24 protein-coding genes are annotated in these 25,244 nt (G+C 65.5%); 16 read left to right on the top strand and 8 right to left on the bottom strand.

The window, feature by feature from the left end; translation table 11 throughout:
* Positions 1 to 12 precede the first annotated feature (12 nt).
* Positions 13 to 2,628 (top strand): ABC transporter permease, encoded by a 2,616-nt coding sequence (locus tag EYS42_RS04880; protein ID WP_130966740.1) that lies wholly within the window; start codon positions 13 to 15, stop codon positions 2,626 to 2,628.
* Positions 2,629 to 2,760: 132 nt separating this feature from the next.
* Here EYS42_RS04880 and EYS42_RS04875 read toward each other — a convergent pair whose 3' ends face one another.
* Together EYS42_RS04875 and EYS42_RS04870 are read right to left on the bottom strand one after the other, a co-directional pair.
* Positions 2,761 to 3,345 (bottom strand): chemotaxis protein CheW, encoded by a 585-nt coding sequence (locus EYS42_RS04875; protein WP_130966739.1) that lies wholly within the window; start codon positions 3,343 to 3,345, stop codon positions 2,761 to 2,763.
* A gap of 75 nt (positions 3,346 to 3,420) precedes the next feature.
* Complete coding sequence (locus EYS42_RS04870; protein WP_130966738.1) at positions 3,421 to 4,119, bottom strand: PA4824 family protein; 699 nt, start codon at positions 4,117 to 4,119, stop codon at positions 3,421 to 3,423.
* A gap of 153 nt (positions 4,120 to 4,272) precedes the next feature.
* Between EYS42_RS04870 and EYS42_RS04865 the strand changes: the two genes are divergently transcribed.
* Positions 4,273 to 5,724, top strand: coding sequence for a hypothetical protein (locus tag EYS42_RS04865; RefSeq protein ID WP_130966737.1), 1,452 nt, complete (start codon positions 4,273 to 4,275; stop codon positions 5,722 to 5,724).
* A gap of 60 nt (positions 5,725 to 5,784) precedes the next feature.
* Here the strand turns inward: EYS42_RS04865 and ychF are convergent, their stop codons facing one another.
* Positions 5,785 to 6,879 carry a redox-regulated ATPase YchF gene (ychF, locus tag EYS42_RS04860; RefSeq protein ID WP_130966736.1) on the bottom strand — a complete coding sequence of 365 codons (1,095 nt, stop codon included), beginning with the start codon at positions 6,877 to 6,879 and terminating at the stop codon, positions 5,785 to 5,787.
* A gap of 124 nt (positions 6,880 to 7,003) precedes the next feature.
* Here ychF and EYS42_RS04855 point away from each other — a divergent pair, with 124 nt between their 5' ends.
* The gene (locus EYS42_RS04855; RefSeq protein WP_130966735.1) at positions 7,004 to 8,167 is read left to right on the top strand and encodes an FAD-dependent monooxygenase; all 1,164 of its coding nucleotides are present in this window, start codon (positions 7,004 to 7,006) and stop codon (positions 8,165 to 8,167) included.
* A 13-nt stretch (positions 8,168 to 8,180) separates the two neighbouring features.
* The gene (locus tag EYS42_RS04850; protein WP_165456630.1) at positions 8,181 to 8,939 is read left to right on the top strand and encodes a DsbC family protein; all 759 of its coding nucleotides are present in this window, start codon (positions 8,181 to 8,183) and stop codon (positions 8,937 to 8,939) included.
* 20 nt (positions 8,940 to 8,959) lie between these two features.
* On the opposite strand, the gene EYS42_RS04845 is transcribed toward EYS42_RS04850, so the two are convergent.
* The 5 genes from EYS42_RS04845 to EYS42_RS04825 all read right to left on the bottom strand — a co-directional run bounded on the left by EYS42_RS04845 (position 8,960) and on the right by EYS42_RS04825 (position 14,000).
* Positions 8,960 to 10,162 carry a DUF3108 domain-containing protein gene (locus EYS42_RS04845; RefSeq protein ID WP_130966733.1) on the bottom strand — a complete coding sequence of 401 codons (1,203 nt, stop codon included), beginning with the start codon at positions 10,160 to 10,162 and terminating at the stop codon, positions 8,960 to 8,962.
* On the bottom strand, positions 10,144 to 11,985 hold the full coding sequence (locus EYS42_RS04840) for a M61 family metallopeptidase (protein ID WP_130966732.1): 1,842 nt from the start codon (positions 11,983 to 11,985) through the stop codon (positions 10,144 to 10,146). Before EYS42_RS04840 ends, EYS42_RS04845 begins: the two co-directional genes overlap by 19 nt.
* 7 nt (positions 11,986 to 11,992) lie before the next feature.
* Positions 11,993 to 12,487: a DUF3429 domain-containing protein gene (locus EYS42_RS04835; RefSeq protein WP_245503508.1), complete on the bottom strand. Its 495-nt coding sequence runs from the start codon at positions 12,485 to 12,487 to the stop codon at positions 11,993 to 11,995.
* Between the two features lie 76 nt (positions 12,488 to 12,563).
* The gene (locus tag EYS42_RS04830) at positions 12,564 to 13,358 is read right to left on the bottom strand and encodes an SAM-dependent methyltransferase (RefSeq protein ID WP_130966731.1); all 795 of its coding nucleotides are present in this window, start codon (positions 13,356 to 13,358) and stop codon (positions 12,564 to 12,566) included.
* Between the two features lie 27 nt (positions 13,359 to 13,385).
* The gene (locus EYS42_RS04825) at positions 13,386 to 14,000 is read right to left on the bottom strand and encodes a Maf family nucleotide pyrophosphatase (protein WP_130966730.1); all 615 of its coding nucleotides are present in this window, start codon (positions 13,998 to 14,000) and stop codon (positions 13,386 to 13,388) included.
* Between the two features lie 66 nt (positions 14,001 to 14,066).
* Here EYS42_RS04825 and EYS42_RS04820 point away from each other — a divergent pair, with 66 nt between their 5' ends.
* The 12 genes from EYS42_RS04820 to EYS42_RS04765 all read left to right on the top strand — a co-directional run bounded on the left by EYS42_RS04820 (position 14,067) and on the right by EYS42_RS04765 (position 25,040).
* A complete protein-coding gene (locus tag EYS42_RS04820; protein ID WP_130966729.1) occupies positions 14,067 to 14,720 on the top strand; it encodes a YceD family protein in 654 nt (217 codons plus the stop codon).
* Between the two features lie 204 nt (positions 14,721 to 14,924).
* The gene (gene rpmF / locus EYS42_RS04815; protein WP_035034674.1) at positions 14,925 to 15,107 is read left to right on the top strand and encodes a 50S ribosomal protein L32; all 183 of its coding nucleotides are present in this window, start codon (positions 14,925 to 14,927) and stop codon (positions 15,105 to 15,107) included.
* A 279-nt stretch (positions 15,108 to 15,386) separates the two neighbouring features.
* Positions 15,387 to 16,487, top strand: coding sequence for a phosphate acyltransferase PlsX (gene plsX, locus EYS42_RS04810; protein ID WP_425358873.1), 1,101 nt, complete (start codon positions 15,387 to 15,389; stop codon positions 16,485 to 16,487).
* Between the two features lie 10 nt (positions 16,488 to 16,497).
* On the top strand, positions 16,498 to 17,523 hold the full coding sequence (locus EYS42_RS04805) for a beta-ketoacyl-ACP synthase III (protein ID WP_130966727.1): 1,026 nt from the start codon (positions 16,498 to 16,500) through the stop codon (positions 17,521 to 17,523).
* Between the two features lie 161 nt (positions 17,524 to 17,684).
* Positions 17,685 to 18,632 carry an ACP S-malonyltransferase gene (gene fabD, locus EYS42_RS04800; RefSeq protein WP_130966726.1) on the top strand — a complete coding sequence of 316 codons (948 nt, stop codon included), beginning with the start codon at positions 17,685 to 17,687 and terminating at the stop codon, positions 18,630 to 18,632.
* The gene (fabG, locus tag EYS42_RS04795; RefSeq protein WP_130966725.1) at positions 18,629 to 19,363 is read left to right on the top strand and encodes a 3-oxoacyl-ACP reductase FabG; all 735 of its coding nucleotides are present in this window, start codon (positions 18,629 to 18,631) and stop codon (positions 19,361 to 19,363) included. The genes fabD and fabG overlap by 4 nt, the downstream gene beginning before the upstream one ends.
* Positions 19,364 to 19,470: 107 nt before the next feature.
* Positions 19,471 to 19,710, top strand: a complete 240-nt coding sequence (gene acpP, locus EYS42_RS04790; RefSeq protein ID WP_109036166.1) for an acyl carrier protein — start codon at positions 19,471 to 19,473, stop codon at positions 19,708 to 19,710.
* Positions 19,711 to 19,773: 63 nt separating this feature from the next.
* Positions 19,774 to 21,018 carry a beta-ketoacyl-ACP synthase II gene (gene fabF / locus EYS42_RS04785; RefSeq protein ID WP_130966724.1) on the top strand — a complete coding sequence of 415 codons (1,245 nt, stop codon included), beginning with the start codon at positions 19,774 to 19,776 and terminating at the stop codon, positions 21,016 to 21,018.
* A gap of 75 nt (positions 21,019 to 21,093) precedes the next feature.
* Complete coding sequence (locus tag EYS42_RS04780; protein WP_130966723.1) at positions 21,094 to 21,681, top strand: hypothetical protein; 588 nt, start codon at positions 21,094 to 21,096, stop codon at positions 21,679 to 21,681.
* A 41-nt stretch (positions 21,682 to 21,722) separates the two neighbouring features.
* Positions 21,723 to 22,376, top strand: coding sequence for an RNA polymerase sigma factor RpoE (gene rpoE / locus EYS42_RS04775; RefSeq protein ID WP_130967322.1), 654 nt, complete (start codon positions 21,723 to 21,725; stop codon positions 22,374 to 22,376).
* Positions 22,377 to 22,496: 120 nt separating this feature from the next.
* Positions 22,497 to 23,249, top strand: coding sequence for a sigma-E factor negative regulatory protein (locus EYS42_RS04770; RefSeq protein ID WP_130966722.1), 753 nt, complete (start codon positions 22,497 to 22,499; stop codon positions 23,247 to 23,249).
* Between the two features lie 240 nt (positions 23,250 to 23,489).
* Entirely contained in the window at positions 23,490 to 25,040 is a 1,551-nt protein-coding gene (locus EYS42_RS04765; protein WP_130966721.1) for a DegQ family serine endoprotease, read from the top strand.
* Positions 25,041 to 25,244 lie beyond the last annotated feature (204 nt).

The raw sequence follows: 25,244 nt of genomic DNA, 5'->3' as shown, positions 1-25,244 counted from the left end.
TCCAAGGCACACATGCTGATCCGACCCTGGGTGTGGCGCATGGTCTGGCGAGACCTGCGCTCGGGCGCTTTGCGCTGGCTGTGGATGGCCGTGGCCCTGGCCGTGGCGGCACTGTCGGCGGTGAGTCTGTTCGCCGACCGCATCGAGCGCGGGATCACGCGTGACGCTGCGCAATTGCTGGGTGCTGACCTGGTGGTGCTGGGCGACCAGCCCTTGCCACCCGCCGTCACACAGCAGGCGCGTCAGGCAGGCCTGCGTGTGGCCGAGACCGCGGTGTTCCCGAGCATGGCCCGTGCGCCCGACGAGCAAGGCGGCGAAACCCGCCTCGTGGCGGTCAAGGCCGTGGGCGAAGGCTACCCCTTGCGTGGTCGCCTCACCCTGGGCCGGGTGCAGCCCGATGGCACGGTCAAGCCCGCTGGGCCAGCACCCGCGGGTGGGCCGCCCTCCGGTTCGGTGTGGCTGGATCCGGCCGTGCTGCAGGGCCTGGGCCTGAAGCTCGGAGACAGCCTGTGGCTGGGCGATGCCCGCTTCCGCATCGATGCGGTCATTGCCTCAGAGCCCGACCGTGGGGCCGGCTTTGTGAGCTTTTCGCCTCGCGTCATGCTGCGACAGGCCGATCTGGCGGTCACCCGCCTCATCCAACCCGCCAGCCGCGTGACCTGGCGGGTGCTGGTGGCGGGCCCTGCGCGTGCCACCGATGCACAGCCGGCAACGCCGGCCACGGCGTCGGGCGCCAATGCCCCGGCCGCGCTGCAGCAACTCGCGGCCACGCTGCGGCAGCAGGCCGAGCAATGGCGTGGTGTGCGTGTCGAAACCCTCGATGACGGGCGCCCGGAAATGCGTTCCACCATCGACCGCGCAGGCATGTTCCTGCGCCTGGTGGCCTTGCTGGCGGCTTTGCTGGCGGCGGTGGTGGTGGCCACGGTGGCGCGTGACTTTGCGCAGCAGCGCCTGGACGACTGTGCCTTGTTGCGTGTGATGGGTGTTTCGCAAGGCGACATGGTGCGCGCCTATGCGCTGGAGCTGCTGCTGGTGGGCCTGGGCGCCTCGCTGCTGGGACTGGCCCTGGGTGGCGCTTTCCACCAGGTGTTCGTGTGGATGCTGGCGGACCTCGTCAATGCCGACCTGCCGTGGCCGGGCCCCTGGCCTGCGGTGCTGTCGGTGGGCGTGGGGCTTGTGCTGACCTTGGGTTTTGGCCTGCCCCCGCTGTTGCAACTGGCCCGTGTGCCCGCGCTGCGGGTGTTGCGTCGGCAGCTGGGCGCCCCCCGTGTGGCCTCGGTGCTGGTGCTGGGGTCGGGCGTCGCAGCCCTGGCCCTGCTGCTCACGCTGGTGGTGCGCGATCTCAAACTGGCGGGCATCGCGCTGGGCGGCGTGGCCGCGGCCGTGCTGGTGCTCAGCGGCGTGGCCGCGGGCCTTCTGGCCTTGCTCAAACGCTGGCTGGCCTCGGCATCGGCCCTGAAAGCGCCCTTGCCCTGGCGTCAGGCCGTGCGCGGCATGGTGGCCCAGCCGGTGCCCACGGTGGTGCAGGTGGCCTCCCTGTCGCTGGGCCTGCTGGCGCTGTTCCTGCTCATCCTGATCCGCACCGACCTGGTGGCCAGCTGGCGCAATGCCACGCCGCCCGATGCCCCCAACCGTTTCGTCATCAACATCCAGCCCGACCAGGTCGACGGTTTTCAGGGCACCCTGAAGGAAGCCGGGGTGGGGCGCTTTGACTGGTACCCCATGATCCGCGGCCGCCTGGTGCGCATCAATGGCCAGGAAGTCAAGCCCAGCAGCTTCACCGAGGATCGGGCTCGGCGCCTGGTTGACCGCGAGTTCAACCTCAGCGTGGCCGAGCAGGCTCCGGGCCACAACGAGGTGGTGCAAGGCACCTACCGCCAAAGTGCTGCCGACAAGCAAGATGGCTCTGCCGGACAGGGCGAATGGAGTGTCGAAGAAGGCCTGATGAAAACTTTGGGCTTGAAACTGGGCGATCGCCTCAGCTTCGACGTGGCCGGACAGGTCAGCGAGGGCCGCATCACCAGCGTGCGCAAGGTCGATTGGGGCTCGATGCGCGTGAACTTCTTCGTGATGGCGCCGGTGGCCCGCGTGGAGGGCTGGCCCGAAACCTACATTGCGGCATTCCGGATCCCCGAGGGCACCGGCCTGGACCGTGCCCTGGTGCAGCGCTTCCCCAATGTCACGGTGGTCGATGTGACCATGTCCATCAACCAGGTGCAGGGTGTGCTCACCCAGGTGATCGCCGCGGTCGAGTTCCTGTTCCTGTTCACCCTCAGCGCCGGCGTGCTGGTGTTGCTGGCGGGGTTGTGGTCGTCGCGCGAGCGGCGTGCGGCCGAATGGGCCATCATGCGGTCGCTCGGTGCCTCGCGCGAACAGCTGGCCCGCATCCAGCGGCTGGAACTGGCGGGTGTCGGGCTGCTGTCGGGTGGGCTGGCGGCCGCAGCGGCCATTGCGATCGGTGGCGTGCTGGCCGCACAGGTGTTCGAGTTTGCCTGGGCGCCTCCCTGGTGGGGACCGGTGGCTGGCGGTCTGGCGGGCATGGCCCTGGTCATGCTGGCCGGTTGGTGGAGCCTGCGTGGCCTGCTGAACCGCCCTGTGCTGGCCATGCTGCGCCAGCAAGATGCGTGAGCCAGGCGCCAGGTGACAATCGCCTGACGGTGCAAGCACAGCGCCTTCATGTCCGTGCCTCCCATGACAAAACCCCGCCTCGGCGGGGTTTTGTGTCGCAGGGCGCAGGCCGAGGGGGCGGCCTGACTCGCCTCAGTTCGGGCTCAGGCTGTTGATCAGGCCCATTTCGGCGCTGCCGATCAGGGCTTCGATGTCCATCAGGATCAGCAGGCGCTCGTTCACGTTGGCAATGCCGGTGATGTACGAGGTGTCGATCACGTGAGCGCTCATTTCTGGCGCAGGCTGGATGGCCTGCTCGGCCAGCTGCATCACGTCGCTCACCGAGTCCACCACGGCGCCCACCACGCGGCCCTTGACGTTCAGCACGATCACCACGGTGAAGCTGTTCATCTCGGCTTCACCCATCTCGTTGACGCAGTTGAACTTCACCCGCAGGTCGACGATGGGCACGATCACGCCGCGAAGGTTCACCACACCCTTGAGGTAGGCCGGCGCATTGGCGATCTTGGTGGGGGGCTCGTACGAGCGAATTTCCTGAACCTTCAGGATGTCGATGCCGTATTCTTCGCTGCCCAGCCGGAAGGTCAGGAACTCGCGACCGTTGGTGGCGTGGCGGGTGGCCTGCTTGGGCGTCAGGCCCTTGGCGCCCAAGCCGAAGGAAGGGTTGGCACGTTGGCCGGTGGGGGCAGCGGTGGAGGCGTCGTGAAGCGTTTCCATGGGGCGGTTCCTCGGTGGATCCTGTGGCGCCAGACCGTGCGGTCTGGTCTCTGTGTGGCTTATCGGCCTGGCCCGTCAGAACTTGATGCCATACCAGCCGATGCCCACCGTGTAGGTGGTGCTGTCGCGCACGGCATTGCTGCGGCTGACCGTGAAGTCCAGCCCCAGCACCTCAGGCACCAGCCAGTGGCGAAGGCCTGCACCCCTCACAGGCGTCACTTTTTCCTCTGCGGTCAGTTCGGCAAACACCAGCCAGCGTTCGTGTGGCTGCCAGGCCAGAGCCAGCCCGGCATGGCCGGTGGTGTCCGAGGGCTTGCGGCGGTGGTCCACCCCCAGGTTCACGTGCAACGTCAGTTGCTCCTGGGCTTGCCAGGAGCCGATGCCGAGCAGGCTCACCGGGGTGTCCGACCATTTTTCTTCGCTGGCCACACGCTCGCTGCCTGCGCTGAGCTTGGCCCCGAAGTGCCAGGCGCCCCATTGGGCCGCTTCCGGCACCCATTTCAGTGCCACGCTGCGGTGCGCGTCGCCTTGGCGCCGATGACTCGGTACGCCGAACTCGACCCCCACCTCCAGGCCTTCGATCACGCCACAGGCGGGAGCGGCCACCCAGAGTGTGTCCGAACCCGAGGCCTGCGCCCGCTCGGCCCAGGCCTCGACCTGGCATTGACCCACGGGGTTCACGCCAGCGTCTTCCACCGACAGCGGGCGCCCGGCGTGGACAGGCATGGCCATTGCGGCGATGGTCAGACAGCCAAACAGGTGACGTGCGTGCATGCGAGAGCTCCTTCCTGAGCAGTGGGGATGCGCCTGTACTTCGGCCAGTCTGGTCCGATTCTTGAACAGCTTCAGTCCACAGTTTGCAATCGATTTGCATCTGGCGGCAATTGACCGCTCTTTGGGTGATTGATTCAGCGTTCATCGCTGATCATGATGTGGGAAGTTCTGCGCAAGGGCACGGTGCCCGCCTTGCGCTTCAGAAAGCCTTGCGACATGTCGTCCCCCACGCCTCTTGACCCCTGGAACGTTCCCACCGAGCTGGCCACACGCCTGGAAGCTCGTTGGGATGACGAATCGCCCGAGTCGGCTGCTCATCCTGACATCGGTCGTCAGGTCGGGCCCGATCAGTGGGAGCTGTTCGTCACTTGCGCGGCTGCCGACGCCCTGCAGTTGCAGTTTTCCCTCAAGCAGCACTGTTACCTGTTTGTTCACGGTCCACACGCCGCGGTGGGGGCTCGTTACCTCACCGCGCTGGCGCAAGAGCGTCGTCGCCCGCTCCAGCATTTGCGCATCCGTCGCCAGGGTCATGGAGACGATCTGGCCAGTCTGGTGTGGCTGGAGCTGGTGCAGGGTGAGCAGCCGCTGCGCCTGATGGCGCTCGAGCAGTGCTCTGTCCCTCAGGATTGGCCGGGTTTGGTGCACGTCATGCTCGCTCACGCCGTCGTGCGGGTGGTGGTGTTCGATGCGGCAGCGCCCGAGCCGCCGCCGGTGGCCACAGCATGGTTGCGTGATGCGGTGCCTTCAGGGGCCGTGATGGCCCATGCACCTTGGGTGTGGGTGCCATGGGGCGCGCATGCCCATGAGCGTCCCTGGAGCACCACATGGCAAACAGCGATGGGCTTGCAGTTGCGCCGCGCGCCAGCATCCCCCCGTGCGGCCGACGCCTGGCCTTTCCTGGTTTCCACCTGGCGCCTCATGGCCGATGTTCGGCGCCCTGTTGCTCCCACCAGCGCCGAGCCCCAGGGTTCTCACACAAGCAGCGCTGTGCCTGGCAGCACTGTGCGCCGTGGCCCGGTGGATCCTGCCAGCATCTTCAAGGTGGCAGAGCCTGCCGCGATTCCCGGCGCCGAGCTACCCCCTCTCGAATTCGACATGGGACGCCAGCCCGCCCGGGCGCCCGATGCACCGTTGGCCGTGAAGGTGTTGCCCGGGGTTTCAGTGGCAGCCCCGATGGGCCAACCGGAGGCGCCTCGTAGCGTGTCGCCCGGGGCGGTGGCCTCGCTGCCCGTGTCGGACGGGCTTCGCGCCTTGATCGCAGCCTTGGCCGGACTCAGCCCCAAGGGTGGTGCCGTGCTGTTGAGCCGTGCGCAAGGGCGCGTGGCGCATGCGGAAGGTCAGGCCCAAGAGGGGCTGTTGCCGGCCATGGTGCCCTTGTTGCACCAGACCTGGCACCGCGCGCAGGCTCAGGCCATGTCGGCCAAGGTGGCACACCTGTCCGGCCAGGTGCTTGAGCTGGGTGTGGACGATGCCCGCCTGTGCGTGCGAGAAGTACCCGGTGAGCCCGACTGGCTCACCGTCACGTTGGTTCGACCGGTGGGCAGCGCCGCGATTGCACCCTGGCGGGCAGCGCTGGATCGGGTCGAGAGCAGCTGGCGGCGCTGATCGCCAGCCTCACGGCGTGCCGCTGACAGAGCAGCACGCGCTTTGCCTGATCGATGGGCGTCAGACGTTGAACAGGAAGTTCAACACGTCGCCGTCCTTCACGACATATTCCTTGCCTTCGGCGCGCATCTTGCCGGCTTCCTTGGCGCCAGCTTCACCCTTGAACTGGATGAAGTCGTCGTAGGCAATGGTCTGCGCACGGATGAAGCCGCGCTCGAAGTCGGTGTGAATGACGCCAGCAGCCTGAGGGGCCGTGTCGCCAATGCGGATGGTCCAGGCGCGCACTTCCTTCACGCCGGCCGTGAAGTAGGTCTGCAGGCCCAGCAGCTTGAAACCTGCACGGATCAAGCGGTTCAGGCCCGGTTCGTCCTGACCCATCTCGGCCAGGAACATGGCGCGGTCTTCGTCTTCCATCTCGGCCAGTTCAGCCTCGGTTTTGGCGCAGATTGCCACCACTTCACCCTTCTGTGCGGCAGCGTATTCACGCAGGCGGTCCAGGAAGGGGTTGTTCTCGAAACCGGTTTCCGACACGTTGCCCACGAACATGGCGGGCTTGGCTGTGATCAGGCACAGGGGCTTGAGGACGGCCAGTTCTTCTTTGCTGAAGTCGATCGAGCGCACGGGCTTGGCCTGGTCCAGCGCCGCCTGGCACTTCTCCAGCACCTTGACCAGGGCCGCGGCTTCCTTGTCGTTGCCCGAACGTGCAGCCTTGGTGTAGCGCTGCAGGCTCTTCTCGACGGTGCCCAGGTCAGCCAGGCACAGCTCGGTCTGGATCACTTCGATGTCGGCAATCGGGTCGACCTTGCCTGCCACGTGGATCACGTTGTCATCTTCGAAACAGCGCACCACATTCACGATGGCGTCGGTTTCACGGATGTGGCTGAGGAACTGGTTGCCCAGGCCTTCGCCCTTGGAGGCGCCCGCCACCAGGCCAGCGATGTCCACGAATTCGACGATGGCCGGCACGATGCGCTCCGGCGAAATGATGTCGGCCAGAGCCTTCAGGCGCGGGTCGGGCACTTCCACCACGCCCACATTGGGCTCGATGGTGCAGAAGGGGTAGTTTTCAGCCGCGATGCCGGCCTTGGTCAGGGCGTTGAAGAGGGTGGACTTGCCGACGTTGGGCAGGCCCACGATGCCGCATTTGAGGCTCATGGTGCAATCCTGTGTCTCGTGGCGCCTTGTGGATCGTCAAGGGCCGGGGTGTTGCCGCGTTTTCGCAGCCAATCCCGCATTATCCAGCACCTGCGGCATCGGACCGGGCGCCTAGAATGGGCCCATGGTTTCTCCAACTTTCGATGTGTGCGTCAGCGGTGGTGGCGCGGTGGCCCGCAGCTTGGCGTTGGTGCTGGCCGGACATGGTTTCAAGGTGGCCCTGGCCTGTTCGCCCGGCGCCTTGCAGCTGAATTCCTCTGACGTTCGCACCTATGCGCTCAACGCACGTTCCCTCGCACTGCTTGACCACATCCGCGTAGGCGCTCCCTTGCGCCAGCATGGTCACCCCGTTCACGAGATGGACATCCGTGGGGATCACGGTGGCCGATTGCTCTTTTCTGCGTGGGAGCAACGCGTGACGGACCTGGCCTGGATCGTCGATGCATCAGCCCTCGACCGCCTGTTGGCCGACGCCATCCAGTTCAGCCCCAACATCACGGTGGTGCCACCGCAAGGAGACAGCGCTCATGCGCCGGTTGCCTGCGATTTGTGGGCCATCTGCGAAGGCAAGCATTCGAGGTCTCGTGAGGCCCTCGGTGCCACTTTCGACCGACACGCCTACGGACATCACGGTCTTGCCACGCGGGTGGTGGCAGGCCGGCCGCACGCGGGCACTGCTCGCCAATGGTTTCGCTCCCCCGATGTGCTGGCGTTGTTGCCGTTTCACGCCCCCGTGGCGGGCGCATCGTATGGCGTGGTCTGGTCGCTGCCTGAAGGGCTTGCGCAGTCACTGGCGGCTCTGCCGGAGGGGGAGTTCATGTCGCAGTTGTGCGCTGCCCTGGAGGTCAGTTCGCCTGGCGTGGTCAATGAATTGGGGGGGCTGACCCTTGCGGCACCCGTCGCCACTTGGCCGCTCGCGATCGCGCAGGCCCGACCCTGGTCTGGAGATGGCTGGGTGCTGGTGGGTGACGCGGCGCATCAGGTCCACCCGTTGGCGGGGCAGGGTCTGAATCTGGGGCTTGCCGACGTCGATGCCCTGGCCAGCGTGCTGGTTCAGGCGCGGGCCAATGAGCCCTGGCGAGCACTGAGCGATGCCAAACTGCTGCGCCGTTACGACCGCGCCCGCTGGCTGCCCACCCAGGCCATGGGGCAACTGACCGATGGGTTGCTCAATCTCTTTGCTGCAACGCCTGCGCCATTCAAGGACGCTCGCAATGTCGGCATGGCCCTGTTGGACCGTGCCACCCCCCTCAAGCGCTGGCTGGTGGGCCGTGCGCTCGATGCATGAAAGGTTCAATGTGATGTTTGATGTGAAAGTGGGCCGCTGGGCTGCCACATGCATGGTCGTCCTGGCGGCCGTTACGGGTGTGGCTCCGGCTCAGGCCCAGGCGCTCAGCGCAGCTCAGGAGACTGCACTGCGCAAGGCGCTGGTCGGGCGCCTGGTCAACGACGGTGCTGCCATCAAGGGGATCCGGCCTTCGCCTGTCAAAGGTCTGTATGAAATCGAACTGCCTGGCGCTGTGTTGTACACAGATGCCAAAGGCGATTATCTGATCGAGGGCCAGATCACCGACCTCGACAATCACCGCAACCTCACGCAGGAGCGCCTCGACGAGATCAACCGCGTGGATTTCGCCAGCCTGCCGTTGAAAGATGCGGTGGTCTGGAAGAACGGCACGGGACAACGCAAGCTGGTGATCTTTTCCGATCCCCATTGCGGTTATTGCAAAAAGCTTGAAGCCGAATTGCAGACCATCAAGGACCTGACGGTTTACACCTTCATCATTCCGATCCTCAGCGAAGACTCGAAGACGCTGGGCGAGCGGATCTGGTGTGCCCGAGATCGCACGCAGGCGTACCGTGACTGGATGCTGTCCAACACCCAACCCCCGCGTCTTTTGGGCATGTGCGCCAGTCCGCTGCAGCGCAACCTGCAAATGTCTCAGAAGTTCGGCATCACCGGCACGCCCGCCATGATCTTTGAGGACGGTTCTCGCCTGGCTTCTGCGGCGGCTGCCTCCGAGGTCGAAAAGCGTTTGCGCAAAGCGGCCGGGCGCTGAAATTTTTCCGGCGCGGGCGCTCAAAACTGGGGCGTCGGTTCTCGCACCTGTTGCTCTGGGGGGTCGTCCGCCGGAGTCTGTTGCGGGGGCTTGTCCATTTCCATTTGAAGGAAGGTGTCAGGCCCCTGTCTGATCAGCATCCGTATCGGCAAGTATTGCAGTTGTGGCGCGATCCAGATTTCGGCCAACACATCGCCGCCTTTGACATTCGTCACGTTCATGGGCACCAGCTTGAACGTGTTGATGTCGCCTAGCGGGGTCTTCAACGTTTCTTCAGCGGCCACGCTGTAGACGATCATTTCCTGTTTTTTGGTCCACGCCATGGGCACCCCGATGACGTTGCCGACCACCAGTGGGGAGTTGTCCAGGATCATGTGGTAGGCGATCTGAATGTAATGACTGGCCGGATCTTGAACACCTTCCAGTTTGGGCACCTGCTCACCACTGGACAGCACCACCGTGGTTGGCGTGAAGCTCACCACCCGTGAAGGGTTGCTTTTGATCAGCAATTTGTTGATCGACTCAAAGCGCTCGGGGACCAGGCCGTCTTTGGTGAGGTAGCCTTCGCTGGTCCATCGTTGAGAGCCCAGAGGGGCAAACGACGGCCCCACGATCGCATCGACGTGCACCTGGTACTTGCTGCCCTGGCGCACCCACTCCACCTTGGCCGAGCCGTGGATTTCGCCCCGCAGGTAGCCACTCAGCTTGAAGCTCACTCGCGTGGCTTTTGGCCACTGGAACACATTGCTGCCAGCCTGCACAGAGGCCTGTGAGGCCGGAGGGCTTGGGGCCAGCGCGCTGTCGGGGGCCGAGGCTGCCGCGAAGGCCTGGCTGGCGGCTTTGTCGGGCTCCGAGGCTTTCGCTTCGGGGGCTGACGCCGCAGGCTCTGGCGCTGAGGCCTTGTCCTCGGGCTTGCTGGCTTTCTCTGGGGCTGACGGCGGCAGTTCGGCCGGTTCGGGCGCCTCGGGTTCGGGTTCTGGCTCGGCCACTTCAGGCTCGGCCGTGTCGGCCTGGGCCACCACCACGGGCGGCTCGGTGAGCTGCATGTCGGTGTCGAAGGTGGCTTCCATGCGGTCGATGCTGGACGCCTCGTCGCCCCGTGCCACGGCCAGTTCGTGCAGCACGCCCTGAGTGGCCAGGGCGTGCACCAGCAGCACCACGAGCACGATGGCGCCAAACACCTTGCGGTGCGAGCGGGTCTGGCTCAGCAGGTTTTCAGCCATGCCGCGCGTCGGCCTAGGGTGGCGCCATCCAGCCGGTCTTCAGGGGGCAGGCTCAGCACCACGCTCTGACCCCAGCCTTGCACCTCGGGTACGGCCTCGGGCAGGGTGGCGGTGAACAGCCGCTGGTCACGGTTGACCAGCAATTGCTGGGGCTGGCCCGGTTGCAGCCATTGCTTGAGGTCGTCAGGCTTGCGCACCCGCCACTGGTTCAGGGCCAGCAATTCATCACCGGCGCTCAGCCCTGCGCGCTCAGCCGGGCTGCCACGCATCACGGCGCCGACCACCAGCGCGCCGGCCTTGTCGGTGGTGCGCAAGCCCCATTGCTGGGTCAGCGAGGGCGGCTTGGCGGTCCAGTCCACACCGAAGGCCTTGAGCAAGGCGGGCAGGGGCAGTTCGTCGGTGCCGTGCACCAGGTGCTGCAGCCATGCCTGCCAGTCGGCAAAGCCGGGCACCCCGGGCTGGCTGGGCGGCGCCAGGGTGTCGGCTTCAGCCGCCAGGGCCTGGGCCACATCGGCTTCTTCGATGGGGCGCTGCAGGGCCCACAGGCGTGCCATCACGCCGTCCAGGCTGGGCTGCCGGCTGGCGGCGGCCTTGCCTCGCACAGGCGGGCTGGCCACCGAGGCGCACAGGCGAAGGCTCAGGTCGAGGCACAAGGCCACCAGCGAGCCCTTGGTGTAGTAGCTCACGGTCGAGTTGGCCGTGTTCTCGTCCATGCGGTAGTAGCGGATCCAGGCGTCCATGCTGGCCTGGGCCACGCTCTGGTGCTGCCGGCCCGGGGTGGCCAGCACCTGGTTGACAGGTTTGGTCAGCAGCTTCACGTAGGCCGCCGGGCTCAGCAGGCCGGCGCGCAGCAGCAGCAGGTCGTCGTAGTAGGAGGTGAAGCCTTCGAAGAACCACAGCATGCGCGTGTAGTTCTCGCGGGTGTAGTCGTAGGGGGCGAACTCGCGGGGCTTCAGGCGCTTGACGTTCCAGGTGTGGAAGTACTCGTGGCTGATCAGGCCCAGCAAGGTGGTGTAGCCCTCGCTGCGGGCGTCAATGCCCTGTTTGTCGCCCTGTTCGGGCAGGTCCTTGCGCGAGCAGATCAGGGCCGTGCTGGCGCGGTGTTCGAGGCCGCCGTAGCCATCTTCCACCACATTGAGCATGAACACATAGCGATCGAACGGTGGCTTGCGGCGCCCGTGCCAGAAGCCGATTTCGGCCTCGCAGATGGCCTGGGTGTCTTTCAGCAAGCGGGCCAGGTCGGCCTTGGGGTGGTGGCCGGCCACCACCAGTTCATGCGTCACGCCGCGCACCTCGAATGCATCCCGCCAGAAGGTGCCCAGTTCAACCGGGTGGTCCACCAGTTCGTCGTAGTTCGGCGCCTCGAAGCGGTGTTTGCCTCCCTGAGCGGGCAGCGAGGTGGCCACCTGCCAGCCTTTGGGCAGCCCGGTCAGGCCCAGCGCATGGGGGCCGTTCTCGAAGCCTTCGACCTGCAGGCACACGCTGGTGCCGTTGAAAAAACCGCGCCGGCTGTCCAGGAAGGCGGCGCGAACCGAGGTGTCGTTGGCGTACACCTCGTAATGCAGGGTGAGTGCACCTCGGCGGCCGTCGGTGTTCGCCAGGACCCGCCAGCTGGCCTTGTCCTGTTGCACCACCGCGCAGGGCTGGCCTGCCTGCTCGGCCCTCAGCCCATTGAGGTGGCGTGCGAACTCGCGCACCAGGTAGCTGCCCGGGATCCACACTGGCAGGCTGACCCGCGTTTCGGCCTGCGGCCGAGCGATTTTCAGAGTCACCACAAAGCGGTGGGCATGCGCCTGGCTCAGGTCGATGCGGTAGTCGATCATGCGGGCCTCAGATCTGGGCGGCGGTCAGGAAACAGCTCAGGCTGGCGATGGCGGTCAGCTGAAAGCGCAGGGTCAGCCAGTGCTCCACGCCCAGGGCGGGGTAGAGCTTGCGGTCGTTCAGGTAGGCCACGATCAGCAGGGTGCCCAGCACCACCAGGCCGGCATGCGCCGGCATGCACAGCGCCACCCAGGCCAGCAGCGAATAGGCAATGCCCCACCACAGCGCTTTGCGCACGGTGTCGTCGGGCTCGGCGGCGTCACGCATGACCAGCCCCCACGGCAGCCCCCCCAGGAACGACACGATCAGGGCGGCATAGCCCGTGATGGCGTTGACCAGGAAAATGAAGGGCTCGCGGTCGATGCGGCCGGTGAGCAGCCACACGAACAGGGCGCCACCCACGAAGGGGATGAGGCCGGCATAGCCAAGCTTGCGCGCAAGCTCGCCCGGGTGGGCCTGGGCAGGGTCGCCCTGCCGGTAGGAGGGGGTGCTGGAGGTGGTCACGTCGATCAGAAAGGTGAAGCAGCGGGCCCTGTGTGGTGTCGGGCGGTGATGTGATTGTGGCAAGAATGCCGGGCGCTCAACCGGCCAGCCAGGCAAAGACCGTTGGAATCTCGCTGCTGATCTGCAGGCCAGCCTGTTGCCATTGCCGCACGGTGAGGGTGCGGTTCCAGCCCTGGGCCAGGGTCAGGCCGCAGGCCACGGCCAGGCGTGTGTCGGGCTGCAGGCTGGCCAGCAGGGCATCGGCCAGGGCCTGGTTGCGGTAGGGCGTTTCGATCACCAGTTGGGTCTGGCGCTGTTTGCGCGAGGTCTGCTCCAGCTGCTGGATGCGTTGGGTGCGCTGCGCGGCATCGGTCGGCAGGTAGCCCACGAAGGCAAAGCTCTGGCCATTCAGACCGCTGGCCGCCACCGCCAGAATCAAAGACGAGGGTCCCGACAGCGGCACGACCTGCACGCCAGCCGCATGGGCCGCCTGCACCAGGTCTGCGCCGGGGTCTGCCACGCCGGGCAGGCCCGCTTCCGAGATCAGGCCGAGGTCATGGCCCTCCAGTGCGGGCTTCAACAAGGCCTGCAGCGCGGCGTGCTGAGCCTTGGGGTCTGGGGCGGTGCCTCGGCCCCCCTTGGGCGGGCGCGGCAGCACCTGCACGTCGTGCTGCTGCAGGGGGGCCTTCAACGGGCAAACGGCATCCACGCGTTTGAGAAAAGCCCGGGTGGTCTTGGCGTTTTCGGCCACCCAGTGCGTGAGCTGCGCAGCGGCTTCGATCACGCCCTGCGGCAGCACGGCCTGCAGGGGTGGCTGCGGCTGACCCTCGGGCACACAGCCCAGGTCCAGGGTGTTGGGGATCAGGAACAGGCGTCCGGTGGGGCGGGTCATGGGGTGTCGGTGTGAACCGGTGAATGTTCAGGCGGCCAGAGGGTCCAGGCCCATCTCGCGCATCAGGCGGGCCACGGCCATGAGGGGCAGGCCGATCAAGGTGGTCGGGTCGTCCGACTGCACGCGGCTCAGCAGGGCAATGCCCAGGCTTTCCACCTTGGCGCTGCCGGCGCAGTCGTAGGGCTGCTCCAGCGCCAGGTAACGTGCAATGGTGCTGTCGGTCAGTTCGCGGAAGGTCACGGCCACCGAATGCACTTCGGTGGCAGCCTGCCCGGTGCCGGTGCGAAGCACCGTCAGGGCGGTGTGAAAGTGAACGGTCTGGCCACTCATGGCGCGCAACTGGGCGGTGGCGCCTGCATGGTGGCCTGGCTTGCCCAGGCATTGGCCGTTCAGGTCGGCCACCTGGTCAGAACCGATCACCAGCACATCCGCGTGCCCGGCGGCCCGCTGCAGCTCGGCCACGCGGGCCGCCTTGGCCTGGGCCAGGCGCGCGGCCAGTGCCCGTGGCGCTTCGCCGGGCAGGGGGCTTTCGTCGATGTCGGGGCTGCAGGTGTCAAAGGGCAGGTGCAGTCGGCTCAGCAGTTCGCGCCGGTAGGGCGAGCTGGAGCCCAGCACCAGGCGGGGCAGGGCGGTGGCGTGCATGGTGGCATTGTCCTGCAAGCGGCCCTGGGCGCTCGCGACACCTGCGCTGCGCCTACACTTGCGCCCATGAAATCCCGTGAACCTCGCCCCCTGAACCCACGCAAGCTGGACATCGGGGCCTTCATTGAAACGCAAACCCCTCTGGCGGGCGAGATGCCGCTGACCGAGGCGCAACGCCTGGCCGCCGGGCTGGCGCCTGAAGTGCCCGCTGCCGACATGTCGCCGGTGCACTGGGAGGCGGTCGGCGAACTGGTGCCTCAGCGCGTGGGTGCCCCGCACCTGTGGCTGAACCTGCAGGCCCAGGCCCGCCTGCCCTGGACCTGTCAGCGCTGCCTGCATCCGGTCGAGATCGAGATCGAGGTCAGCCGCCGCATCCGTTTTGTGGCAGATGAATCGCTCGCTGCCAGCCTGGATGCCGAATCTGACGAAGACGTGCTCGAACTCAGCCGCAGTTTCGATCTGCTCGAGCTGGTCGAAGATGAGCTGATCATGGAGTCGCCCATCGTGCCTTTCCACGATGAATGCCCTGAGCAGCCGCGCATGTCGGTGCAAGATGCCGATTTCGACGGCGATGAAGCGTCAGACGCCGCTGCCGAGGGCTCCTCAGATGCCGATGGCGCAGCCGCATCCCGTGGAGGCAAGCCCAACCCCTTCGCGGTTCTGGCCCAGCTCAAGACCCGAAAAGCCGACGATTCCGACGAGGGGTCGAGCGGGGGCTGAACCCTGCCTTGAGAAAACCCTTGGTTTCATGCTAGAATCGATGGTTTTCGAGATCAACCCGTGCCAGGTTTGACGCGATCAGCCTGTGCGCCTCGAGCAAAGCCCTGTTCATTTCAGGCTTGCAGCAAGGTGCACACCAAGGGCTGCCGCTGGTGGATCTGGTGCTCATGCCGGGGCAGGTGCCCTGGTCTTTCGGAGTCCATCATGGCCGTTCAACAGAACAAAAAGTCGCCCTCCAAGCGTGGCATGCACCGCTCGCACAACGCCCTGGTCACCCCGGGCACCGCTGTGGAGCCCACCACCGGCGAAACCCACCTGCGTCACCACATCAGCCCCACCGGCTTCTACCGTGGTCGCAAGGTCCTCAAGACCAAGGCCGACGCCTGATTTTCACGGGTGATTCAAGGGTGGTTGCACGCTGCCCTTGCGAAATCCTTTGATCTGTGTGAGGCTGGTTTTCAACCAGCGGTCGCACCTCCAGGGCTGGTTGAGCCGACATTGTCGTCGGTTCTCCGGCCCGTGGTCATTTCCTGGGCTGACCGGCATGCGCCGGCCTCGGCCTCTTCTCGTGCCCAACGCACCGTACCCATGAGCACCAACACTGTCCCCGTGTCTCCTGCTGTGGCAGGGGCGGCGCGGTCCGCTCTCCCCGATTTGCAAGGCCCCGTGCGCATCGCCGTGGACTGCATGGGCGGAGACCATGGTCCGTCCGTGACCTTGCCCGCGTGCAAGGCCTTCCTCGACAAGCACCCTGAGGCCCACCTGGTGCTGGTGGGGCTGCCCGATGCCATCGCCCCGGCCAAAGCTTGGCCGCGCGTCACCCTGGTCGAGGCTTCCGAAGTCGTCACCATGGACGATTCTGTCGAAGTGGCCTTGCGCCGCAAGCGCGATTCCTCCATGCGCGTGGCCATCAGCCAGGTCAAGGTGGCTGATGGCTCGGCCGCTGCGCACGCGTGCGTGTCGGCCGGCAACACCGGCGCCCTGATGGCCGTGGCCCGCTACGTGCTCAAGACCATCGAAGGCATCGACCGCCCGGCCATTGCCACTGTCATGCCCAACCAGAAAGACGCCTACACCACGGTGCTCGACCTGGGGGCCAACGTCGACTGTTCGGCCGAGCACCTCCTGCAGTTTGCCTTGATGGGTTCTGCGCTGGTGGCGGCGGTCGAGGGGCGCGACAGCCCCACTGTCGGGCTGCTCAACATCGGTGAAGAAGTCATCAAGGGCAACGAGGTCATCAAGCAGGCCGGCGAGTTGCTGCGCAAGGCCCATGCGGCCGGTGTCATCAACTTCCATGGCAACGTCGAAGGCAATGACATCTTCAAGGGCACGACCGATCTGGTGGTGTGCGATGGCTTCGTCGGCAACGTGGCGCTCAAGACCGCTGAAGGCTTGGCCACGCTGTTCGCCAACGTGATCAAGCAGGAGTTCACCTCCAGCATTTTCACCAAACTGGTGGCCATCGTCGCGCTTCCGGTGCTTTCGTCGTTCAAAAAGCGCATGGATCACCGTCGCTACAACGGTGCGGCGCTGCTGGGTTTGCGTGGCCTGGTCTTCAAGAGCCACGGCTCGGCTGATGCATATGCATTCGAGCATGCCCTGAATCGCGCCTATGATGCGGCCCGACATCGTTTGCTGGACCGCGTTCAGGACCGCATCGCCGCGGCCGTGAGCAGCTTGCCTGCAACTGGTGTCGAATCCGTCGACAACTCACAAGGTACTGTCGCCGCGAGTGCCCCACAGACCCCCGTGGGGCGCGTGGCCTGACCTCGACTCAATGACCACTTCCCCCCTGGTGCCAGGCGGGGGCGTGGCGAACCCCGCCAACCGGGTGTTCGCGCGCATCGCCGGCACAGGCAGCCACCTGCCACCCCGATGCCTGAGCAATCAGGCCCTGGCCGATCAGCTCGCGCAAGACGGCATCGAAACCTCCGATGCCTGGATCGTGGAACGCACCGGCATCCGCCAACGCCACTTTGCCGAGCCCGACGTCACCTCCAGCATGCTGGGCGCCGAGGCGGCCCGCCGTGCCATCGAGGCCGCTGGCTGCCAGCCGCAGGACATCGACCTGATCATCTGCGCCACGTCCACGCCGGACATGGTGTTCCCGTCCACCGCCTGCCTGATCCAGCGCGAACTCGGCATCAGTGGCGGCCCGGCCTTCGACGTGCAGGCTGTGTGCTCGGGGTTCATTTATGCGCTCACCCTGGCCGACGCCATGATCCGCACCGGTGCAGCCCGCAAGGCGCTGGTGGTGGGGGCCGAGGTGTTTTCCCGCCTGCTGAATTTCAAGGACCGCACCACCTGCGTGCTCTTCGGTGACGGCGCCGGCGCCGTGGTGCTGGAAGCCGCCAGCGAGCCGGGTATCGTGGCCAGCGCGCTGCATGCCGATGGCCGCCACGCCGACATCCTGTGCACCCCAGGTGCCATTTCGGGTGGGCAGGTGCTGGGCGACCCTTTCCTGCGCATGGAAGGGCAGGCCGTGTTCAAGCTGGCCGTGTCGGCCCTGGACACCACCACCGCCGAAGTGCTGGCCCAGGCGGGCCGCTCGGTCGAGTCGGTCGACTGGCTGATCCTGCACCAGGCCAACATCCGCATCATGCAGACCGCCGCCAAGAAGCTGAAGCTGCCCATGGAGCGCGTGCTGGTCACGGTCGACCGCCACGGCAACACCTCGGCGGCTTCCATCCCGCTGGCGCTCGATTTCGGCATCCGCGAAGGGCGCATCACCCGCGGCCAGAGTTTGCTGCTGGAAGGCATGGGCGGCGGTTTCACGTGGGGTGGGGTGCTGATTGATTATTGACAATGTTCATTGTCAACAGCCCTGTGTGGGTGTGCGCCGGTTTCGGGATCGTCTGGTTTGACCAGTAAGATGCGCGCCACATTCCGGCCAAAGGCACGTTCTCGGGCCTGCCGCCGGAAAAACACACGACCAGAACAACGATTCGAGCAACGAGCAAGACCATGACCGCATTCGCTTTCGTTTTCCCCGGCCAGGGTTCTCAGGCCGTGGGCATGCTGGACGCCTGGGGTGACCACCCCGCTGTGCGTGCCACCCTGGCCGAGGCCTCCGAGGCGCTGGGCGAAGACATCGCCGCCCTGATCGCCCAAGGCCCGAAAGAAAGCCTGGACCTGACCACCAACACCCAGCCCGTGATGCTCACGGCCGGTGTGGCCTGCTGGCGTGCCTGGCTGGCTGAAACCGGCCTGCAGCCCGCCCTGGTGGCCGGCCATTCGCTGGGTGAATACTCGGCCCTGGTGGCCGCGGGTGCCCTCAGCCTGAAAGACGCCCTGCCGCTGGTGCGCTTCCGTGCCCAGGCCATGCAGGAAGCCGTGCCCGTGGGCACCGGTGGCATGGCCGCCATCCTGGGTATGGACGCCGAGGCCGTGAAGGCCGGCTGCGCCCAGGCCGCTGCCGCCGTGGGCGAGCCGGTCGAGGCCGTGAACTTCAACGACCCCAAGCAGACCGTGATCGCGGGCACCAAGGCCGCCGTGGAAAAAGCCTGCGAAGTGCTCAAGGCCGCAGGTGCCAAGCGCGCGCTGCCGCTGCCGGTGTCGGCCCCATTCCATTCCAGCCTGATGAAGCCGGCGGCCGAGCGCCTGAAGGGCCAGCTGGCTGCCACGGCCTTTGCCGCCCCGGCCATCGCCGTGCTGAACAACATCGATGTGGCCACCGCCACCGAGGCCGACGCCATCCGCGACGCCCTGTACCGCCAGGCCTTCGGCCCCGTGCGCTGGGTGGAAAGCATCCAGGCCATGAAGGCCCGTGGCATCACCCATGTCATCGAGTGCGGCCCCGGCAAGGTGCTGGCCGGCATGGTCAAGCGCATCGACGGCGAACTCGTTTCCACCACCATCTTTGACCCGGCCTCCCTGCAGGAAGCCAAGGGCCTGATCCAGGGAGCAGCATGAGCACCCCCCGCATTGCACTGGTCACCGGCGCCAGCCGCGGCATTGGCGCCGCCATCGCCGCCACCCTGGCCCAGCAGGGCTTCAAGGTCATCGGCACCGCCACCTCGGAAGGCGGCGCGCAGAACATCTCGGCGGCCTTGTCGGCCCATGAGGGCAGCAAGGGCGTCGTGCTGAATGTGAACGACGGCGCAGCCGTTGAAGCCCTGATCGACGGCATCGTCAAGGAATACGGCGGCCTGCACGTGCTGGTGAACAACGCCGGCATCACCCGCGACACCCTGGCCATGCGCATGAAGGACGACGACTGGGACGCCGTGCTGGACACCAACCTCAAGGCCGTGTTCCGTTGCGCCCGCGCCGTCATGCGCCCCATGATGAAGCAGCGCTTTGGCCGCATCGTCAACATCACCTCGGTGGTGGGTGCCAGCGGCAACCCTGGCCAGGCCAACTACGCCGCCGCCAAGGCGGGTGTGGCCGGCATGACCCGCGCGCTGGCCCGCGAGCTGGGCAGCCGCAACATCACGGTCAACTGCGTGGCCCCGGGTTTCATCGACACCGACATGACCAAGTCCCTGTCGGAAGAGCAGCACACCGCGCTGAAGGCGCAGATCCCGCTGGGCCGTCTGGGCCAGCCGGAAGACATTGCCGAAGCCGTGGCCTTCCTGGCCTCGGACAAGGCCGCTTACATCACCGGGACGGAAATGCACGTCAACGGTGGCATGTTCATGTGATCGAGGCCTTGCAAGGGGAGCCTCTTTTTCATCCGCTCCGGCTGAAAACGTATTGTCTTGTTTCAGCCGGTAGAATCACCCCTGTTTTTCACCCTCCTGGAGGAGTCATGAGCGATATCGAAGCACGCGTCAAGAAGATCATTGCCGAACAACTCGGTGTGGCCGAGTCTGAAGTCACCAACGAAAAGGCCTTCGTGGCCGACCTGGGCGCAGACTCCCTGGACACCGTCGAACTGGTGATGGCCCTCGAAGACGAGTTCGGCATCGAGATCCCCGACGAAGAAGCTGAAAAGATCACCACCGTGCAACTGGCGATCGATTACGCCAAGGCACACGCCAAGGCCTGATCTTCTTCATGCGCGCAGGGCCCTTCGGGGCCTTGTCTGTATTCAATCATTTAATCTCTGCACATGACCCGTCGTCGCGTCGTCGTCACCGGCCTGGGCCTCGTCACACCTGTGGGCAACACGGTGGCCGAGTCCTGGCAGAACCTTGTGGCCGGACAGTCCGGCATCGACACCATCACCCGGTTCGATGCCTCTGCCATGGCCACCCGGTTTGCCGGTGAGGTCAAGGGCTTCAAGATCGAGGATTACATCCCCGCCAAGGAAGCCCGCCACATGGACACCTTCATTCACTTCGGTCTGGCAGCGTCGCTGCAGGCCGTGCAGGATGCCGGTCTGCCCACAGGCGAAGCCCTGAGCCCCGAACTGGCCGAACGCATTGGCTGCATGGTCGGCTCCGGCATTGGCGGCCTGCCCATGATCGAAGCCACCCACAAGGACTACACCGAGAAGGGCCCGCGCCGCATCTCGCCGTTCTTTGTGCCGGCTTCCATCATCAACATGATCTCGGGTCATGTGTCCATCCATTGCGGTTTCAAGGGTCCCAACCTGGCCATCGTGACCGCCTGTACCACGGGCCTGCACAGCATCGGTCAGGCCGCCCGCATGATCGAATACGGCGATGCCGACGTCATGGTGGCCGGTGGTGCCGAATCGACCGTCTCGCCGCTGGGCATCGGTGGCTTTGCCGCCGCCCGCGCCCTGTCGAGCCGCAACGACGACCCCAAGACGGCTTCTCGCCCCTGGGACAAAGACCGTGACGGCTTCGTGCTGGGCGAAGGCGCTGGCGTGATGGTGCTCGAAGAGTACGAGCACGCCAAGGCCCGCGGTGCGCGCATTTACGCCGAGGTGGCCGGTTTCGGCATGAGTGCCGACGCCTTCCACATGACCGCTCCTGATGTGAACGGCCCCAGCCGGTCCATGCAGGCAGCGCTTCGCAATGCTGGCGTCAACGCCGACGAGATCCAGTACCTGAACGCCCACGGCACCTCCACGCCGCTGGGCGACGTCAACGAGACCAACGCCATCAAGAACACCTTCGGTGCCCATGCCAGGAACCTGGTCGTCAACTCGACCAAGTCCATGACCGGCCACCTGCTGGGTGGTGCCGGTGGCATCGAGTCGGTGTTCACCGTGCTGGCCATCCACCATCAGGTGTCGCCCCCCACTATCAACATCTTCAACCAAGACCCGGAATGTGACCTGGACTACTGTGCCAACACCGCCCGCGAGATGAAGATCGATGCGGCGCTGAAGAACAACTTCGGCTTCGGTGGCACCAACGGCTCGCTGGTGTTCAAGCGCGTCTGATGAGCCTTCCGGCTGCTTGCAGCCTGCGTTGACACTGGCGCTGCGGGCTTGGGCGCCAGGGTCTGACCGATCGACATGCCCGACACACCGAACGATCACAGGGCTCAGACCCTGACCTGGCACCTGCCTGCGCCGTCGGCGCGGCAGGTGTTCGTCTTTCGGGTGCTTTGTGCGGTGCTGGCCACGGTGGCCACTGCCTGGTGGGTCTCCCTGATGTGGGACATCTTCAAGGGGCGCATGGCCGTGGTGGCCATCCCCGTGTCGCTGACCGTGCTGGGGTTGTGGGCCCTGGAGGTTCAGCGCCAGGTGCGCCACCTGCTGGAGGCCTTGCCCATTGAGCTGCACTGGGTGCCTGCCCATGACGATTTCCGTGCCGGCTGGTTCACACCCCAGGGCACGCCAGCGCGTGTGCAGGTGCTGGCCGACATCGGGCCCTGGTTGTGGCTGCGCTGCCGCATTGGGGGGCGCTGGCACTGGCGGCTGGTGTCTGCCGAGCAGCTTTCGCCACCATTGAGGTGGCGACTCTTTCACGGAAAGGGGCAAGCAGTGGCATCATCGGGACATTCCGATTCCGAAAGTGCTCTGGTGCAGTCAACTCGCTTCCCCTCCACCCCAGGTCAGGGTCACCCTGCCGAGGTGGCCTCTCGGCGGAGGCGTGCGTGAGCCAGTCGGGTGAGGGCCCCACCAACGGTCTTCCGGAGGGTATGGGGCTCGTGGGCGGTGACCTCGACGCCGTGGCCGCTCCCCAGCCCTTTGTCGATGTCGACGCACCGCTGGTACAACGTGTTCAGCGTGGTGACCAGCGGGCGTTCGAGATGCTGGTGGTCAAGTACCGCCGCCGCATCGAACGCCTGATCGCGCGCATGGTGCGCGATGTCGATCTGGTGGAAGACATCACCCAGGAAACCTTCATCCGTGCCTACAAGGCCTTGCCGCAGTTTCGCGGTGAAAGCGCGTTCTACACCTGGCTCTATCGCATCGGGGTGAACACGGCCAAGAAGGCCATGGTGCAACTCAAACGCGACCCGGTGCTCACCGAATCGGCCCTGGGTGGGCATGGCGATGACGATGACGACGGCCCGCGCGTCGAGCACGACATCACCGATGGTGAAACGCCTGAGTCGGTGCTGGCCACGCGGCAGATCGCCGACACGGTCAACCAGGCCATTGAGGCCCTGTCGGAAGACCTGCGCCAGGCGATCACCCTGCGCGAAATCGAAGGCCTGAGCTACGAAGAAATTGCCGAGCTCATGAATTGCCCCATCGGCACCGTGCGCTCCCGCATATTCCGTGCGCGCGAATCGATCGCTCAGAAGCTGCGTCCACTGCTGGACACGCGCCAGGGACAGCGCTGGTAACCAGGGGGTAACCCTTGGTTGTGAAAATTTGTCGAAACCCGGTTGAACTTTTCTGCAATCAGGGCGTCTAGTCACCATGCGGGGTCATGCCAGGCCCCTGAATCCCAGACGAGGTGACGCATGGCAGACCGCTCGCAAGACGACGCAATCTCCTTCGAATCCCTGTCGGCCCTGGTCGACAACGAAGCCACCGACCGCGAAGTGCAACGCGCGGTGCTGGCTTGGCGCGATCAACCGGAAGCCCGCCAGCGCTGGAGCACCTACCAGCTGATCGGTGACGCCCTCCGCGCCGAAGGCATGGCCCGAGGTGGGCGCACCGATGCCGATTTCCTGTCCAGCCTGCGGAGTCGTCTCGATGCCGAGCCTGTCGTGCTGGCCCCTCAGGCTGCCGTGGCCGTGCAACAGGCCCAGGCCTTTCAAATGCCCGAGGTGGTGGCTCCAACGCCCCATGTGGTCTCGCTGGATGCTGCTCGCGAGTTGCGCCGTCGTCGGTGGTCCGGTCCCATCTCTGTCGCAGCTGGTTTCGTGATGGTTCTGTCGGCTGTGGTTTCCATGGTCAATGGCGATGCCGTGACCGGGACGTCGGCGGACACCGTCGCCCAGGCAGTCACGCCCGTGCCGAATGCAGGCTTGTCGCTGGCACAAGGGTTTCAGGCCGATGGCATGATGCTGGGTCTCAACACCCACAAGGTGGGTTTGTCAGATGCTGCGCCGTCTTTCACTGAAAAAGCGGAGGGGCGTCGCAATTACCTCGTGCTGATGCGCGATGACCAGCTGGATCAGCTCATGGCTGCCCAGCGCGAAATGGGCGCCAGTCGAAGCCTCAGTGGCGCCCAGGTCCAACCGGTTTCTTTCGGGGCCAGCGCCCCCTGAAGCGCTGAATTGCTTGTCTCTCCTCCACATGTTTTTGAGCACCCGTCACCGGGTGCTCTTTTTTTTGTGTGAGGTGCCTCCATCTGATACCACGCTGTAGCTTGGGGCCTTGCCTGTGCGGCTGTGCATGCGAAATGCAAAGTTGCATGTCGCCAACCCGCATGAATGAACTGTCAGCGCCGTGGCAGAGTCACACGTTACGTGTCCACCATCCAAACTTTCTGGATCCAAGGTATGTCCATGTCGACTTCGTCGAGCATCTTCCAGCATCAAGTGGTTCGCCGCACCCTGGTCGTGGGGGCGGTGGTGTCCGCAGTGGGGTTCGTGTTGAGCTCCAGCCTGTTTCCTCACCCGATTCAGGCGCAGCAGAACGCACCGCTGAGTGCCCAGGGCACTCAGGTCGCGTCCCCCAATGTGGTCAGTGGCCTGCCTGATTTCACCCAGCTGGTCGAGCGGGTGGGGCCCTCTGTGGTCAACATCCGCACCACGCAGCGCGTGAACGTGGGTGGCGCAGAAGCCAACCCCATGGACGAGCAGATGCAGGAGTTCTTCCGCCGCTTCTTTGGCACGCCCATGCCCGGTCAGCCCGCGCAACCTCGTGGCAACAACAAAAAGAACGGGGAAGGAAAAGGCGAAGAGCGCCCGCGCGGTGTGGGCTCAGGCTTCATGCTGACCTCTGACGGCTACGTCATGACCAATGCCCACGTGATCGAAGGCGCTGACGAGGTGTACGTCACCCTGACCGACAAGCGAGAATTCAAGGCCAAGGTGATCGGCGCCGACAAGCGCACCGACGTGGCTGTTGTCAAGATCGAAGCGTCCAGCCTGCCGGCGGTGCGCATTGGTGAGGCTGGCCGTCTGAGGGTGGGTGAGTGGGTCATGGCCATCGGTTCGCCCTTTGGTCTGGAGAACACCGTCACGGCTGGCATCGTGAGTGCCAAGTCTCGCGACACCGGCGAAGAAATTCGCTTCATCCAGACCGATGTGGCGGTGAACCCCGGTAACTCGGGTGGACCTTTGATCAACATGCGCGGCGAGGTGGTGGGCATCAACTCCCAGATCCTGAGTCGCTCAGGCGGCTTCCAGGGCATTTCCTTCTCCATCCCCATCGACGATGCCATGAAGGTGGCCGACCAGTTGCGAGCCAATGGCAAGGTCACCCGCGGCCGCATCGGGGTGCAGATCGAGCCCATCTCCAAGGAGTTGGCCGAGTCACTGGGCCTCAAGAAGCCAGAAGGTGCGGTCGTGCGAATGGTCGAGCCTGGAGGTCCTGCCGACAAGGCTGGCATTGAGGCCGGCGACGTGATCGTCAAGTTCAACGGTCAACCGGTGGAAAAGGCCGGCGATCTGCCGCGCCTTGTTGGGAGCACCAAGCCCGGCAGCAAGGGCGTGGTCACGGTGTTCCGACGGGGTGCCTACAAGGACCTGAATGTGGGCATCGTCGAACTCGAGCCGGCACAGAAGGCCGCTGAGGCCAAGCAGCAGCCTGCCAAGCCGGCTGAGGCCGCACTGGCGAAGTCGGCGCTGGGCCTGACGCTGGCCGAGCTTTCTGCCGAACAAAAGCGCGAGCTGAAGGTGCAAGGCGGTGTGCTGGTGCAGGATGTGGATGGACCCAGCGAAACCGCTGGCCTGCGCGCCGGTGATGTCATCCTGCAGATGGCCAACGCCCAGATCGACAATGTGCGTCAGTTCGAAGCCGTGCTGGCCAGGGTCGACCGCCAGAAAACCATTCCGCTGCTGGTGCGCCGCAGCGACTCGACCGGCTACGTGCTGATCCGCCCGGAGCGTTGACACTCAAGCGGCAATTCCCTGTGCCGTGCTGGGGCTATGGCGCCCTGGCAACAGGCGCGCGGTGCTGTTGATAACTGAAAAGAGGGGGGGCCGTCGGTAGCGGCAGGCCCCCGTTTCACTGTCAGTGCATGTGTCAGCCCGAGAAAGAGGAGGGGGTCCGCTACAATCGCGGCTTCGCGCTCACTTCGGGGTGTGCGATCAGGG

Source organism: Aquabacterium lacunae, from assembly GCF_004310865.1.
In the GTDB taxonomy this organism is placed as follows: Bacteria; Pseudomonadota; Gammaproteobacteria; order Burkholderiales; family Burkholderiaceae_C; genus Aquabacterium; species Aquabacterium lacunae.
This window is presented reverse-complemented; position numbering and strand designations above follow the sequence as displayed.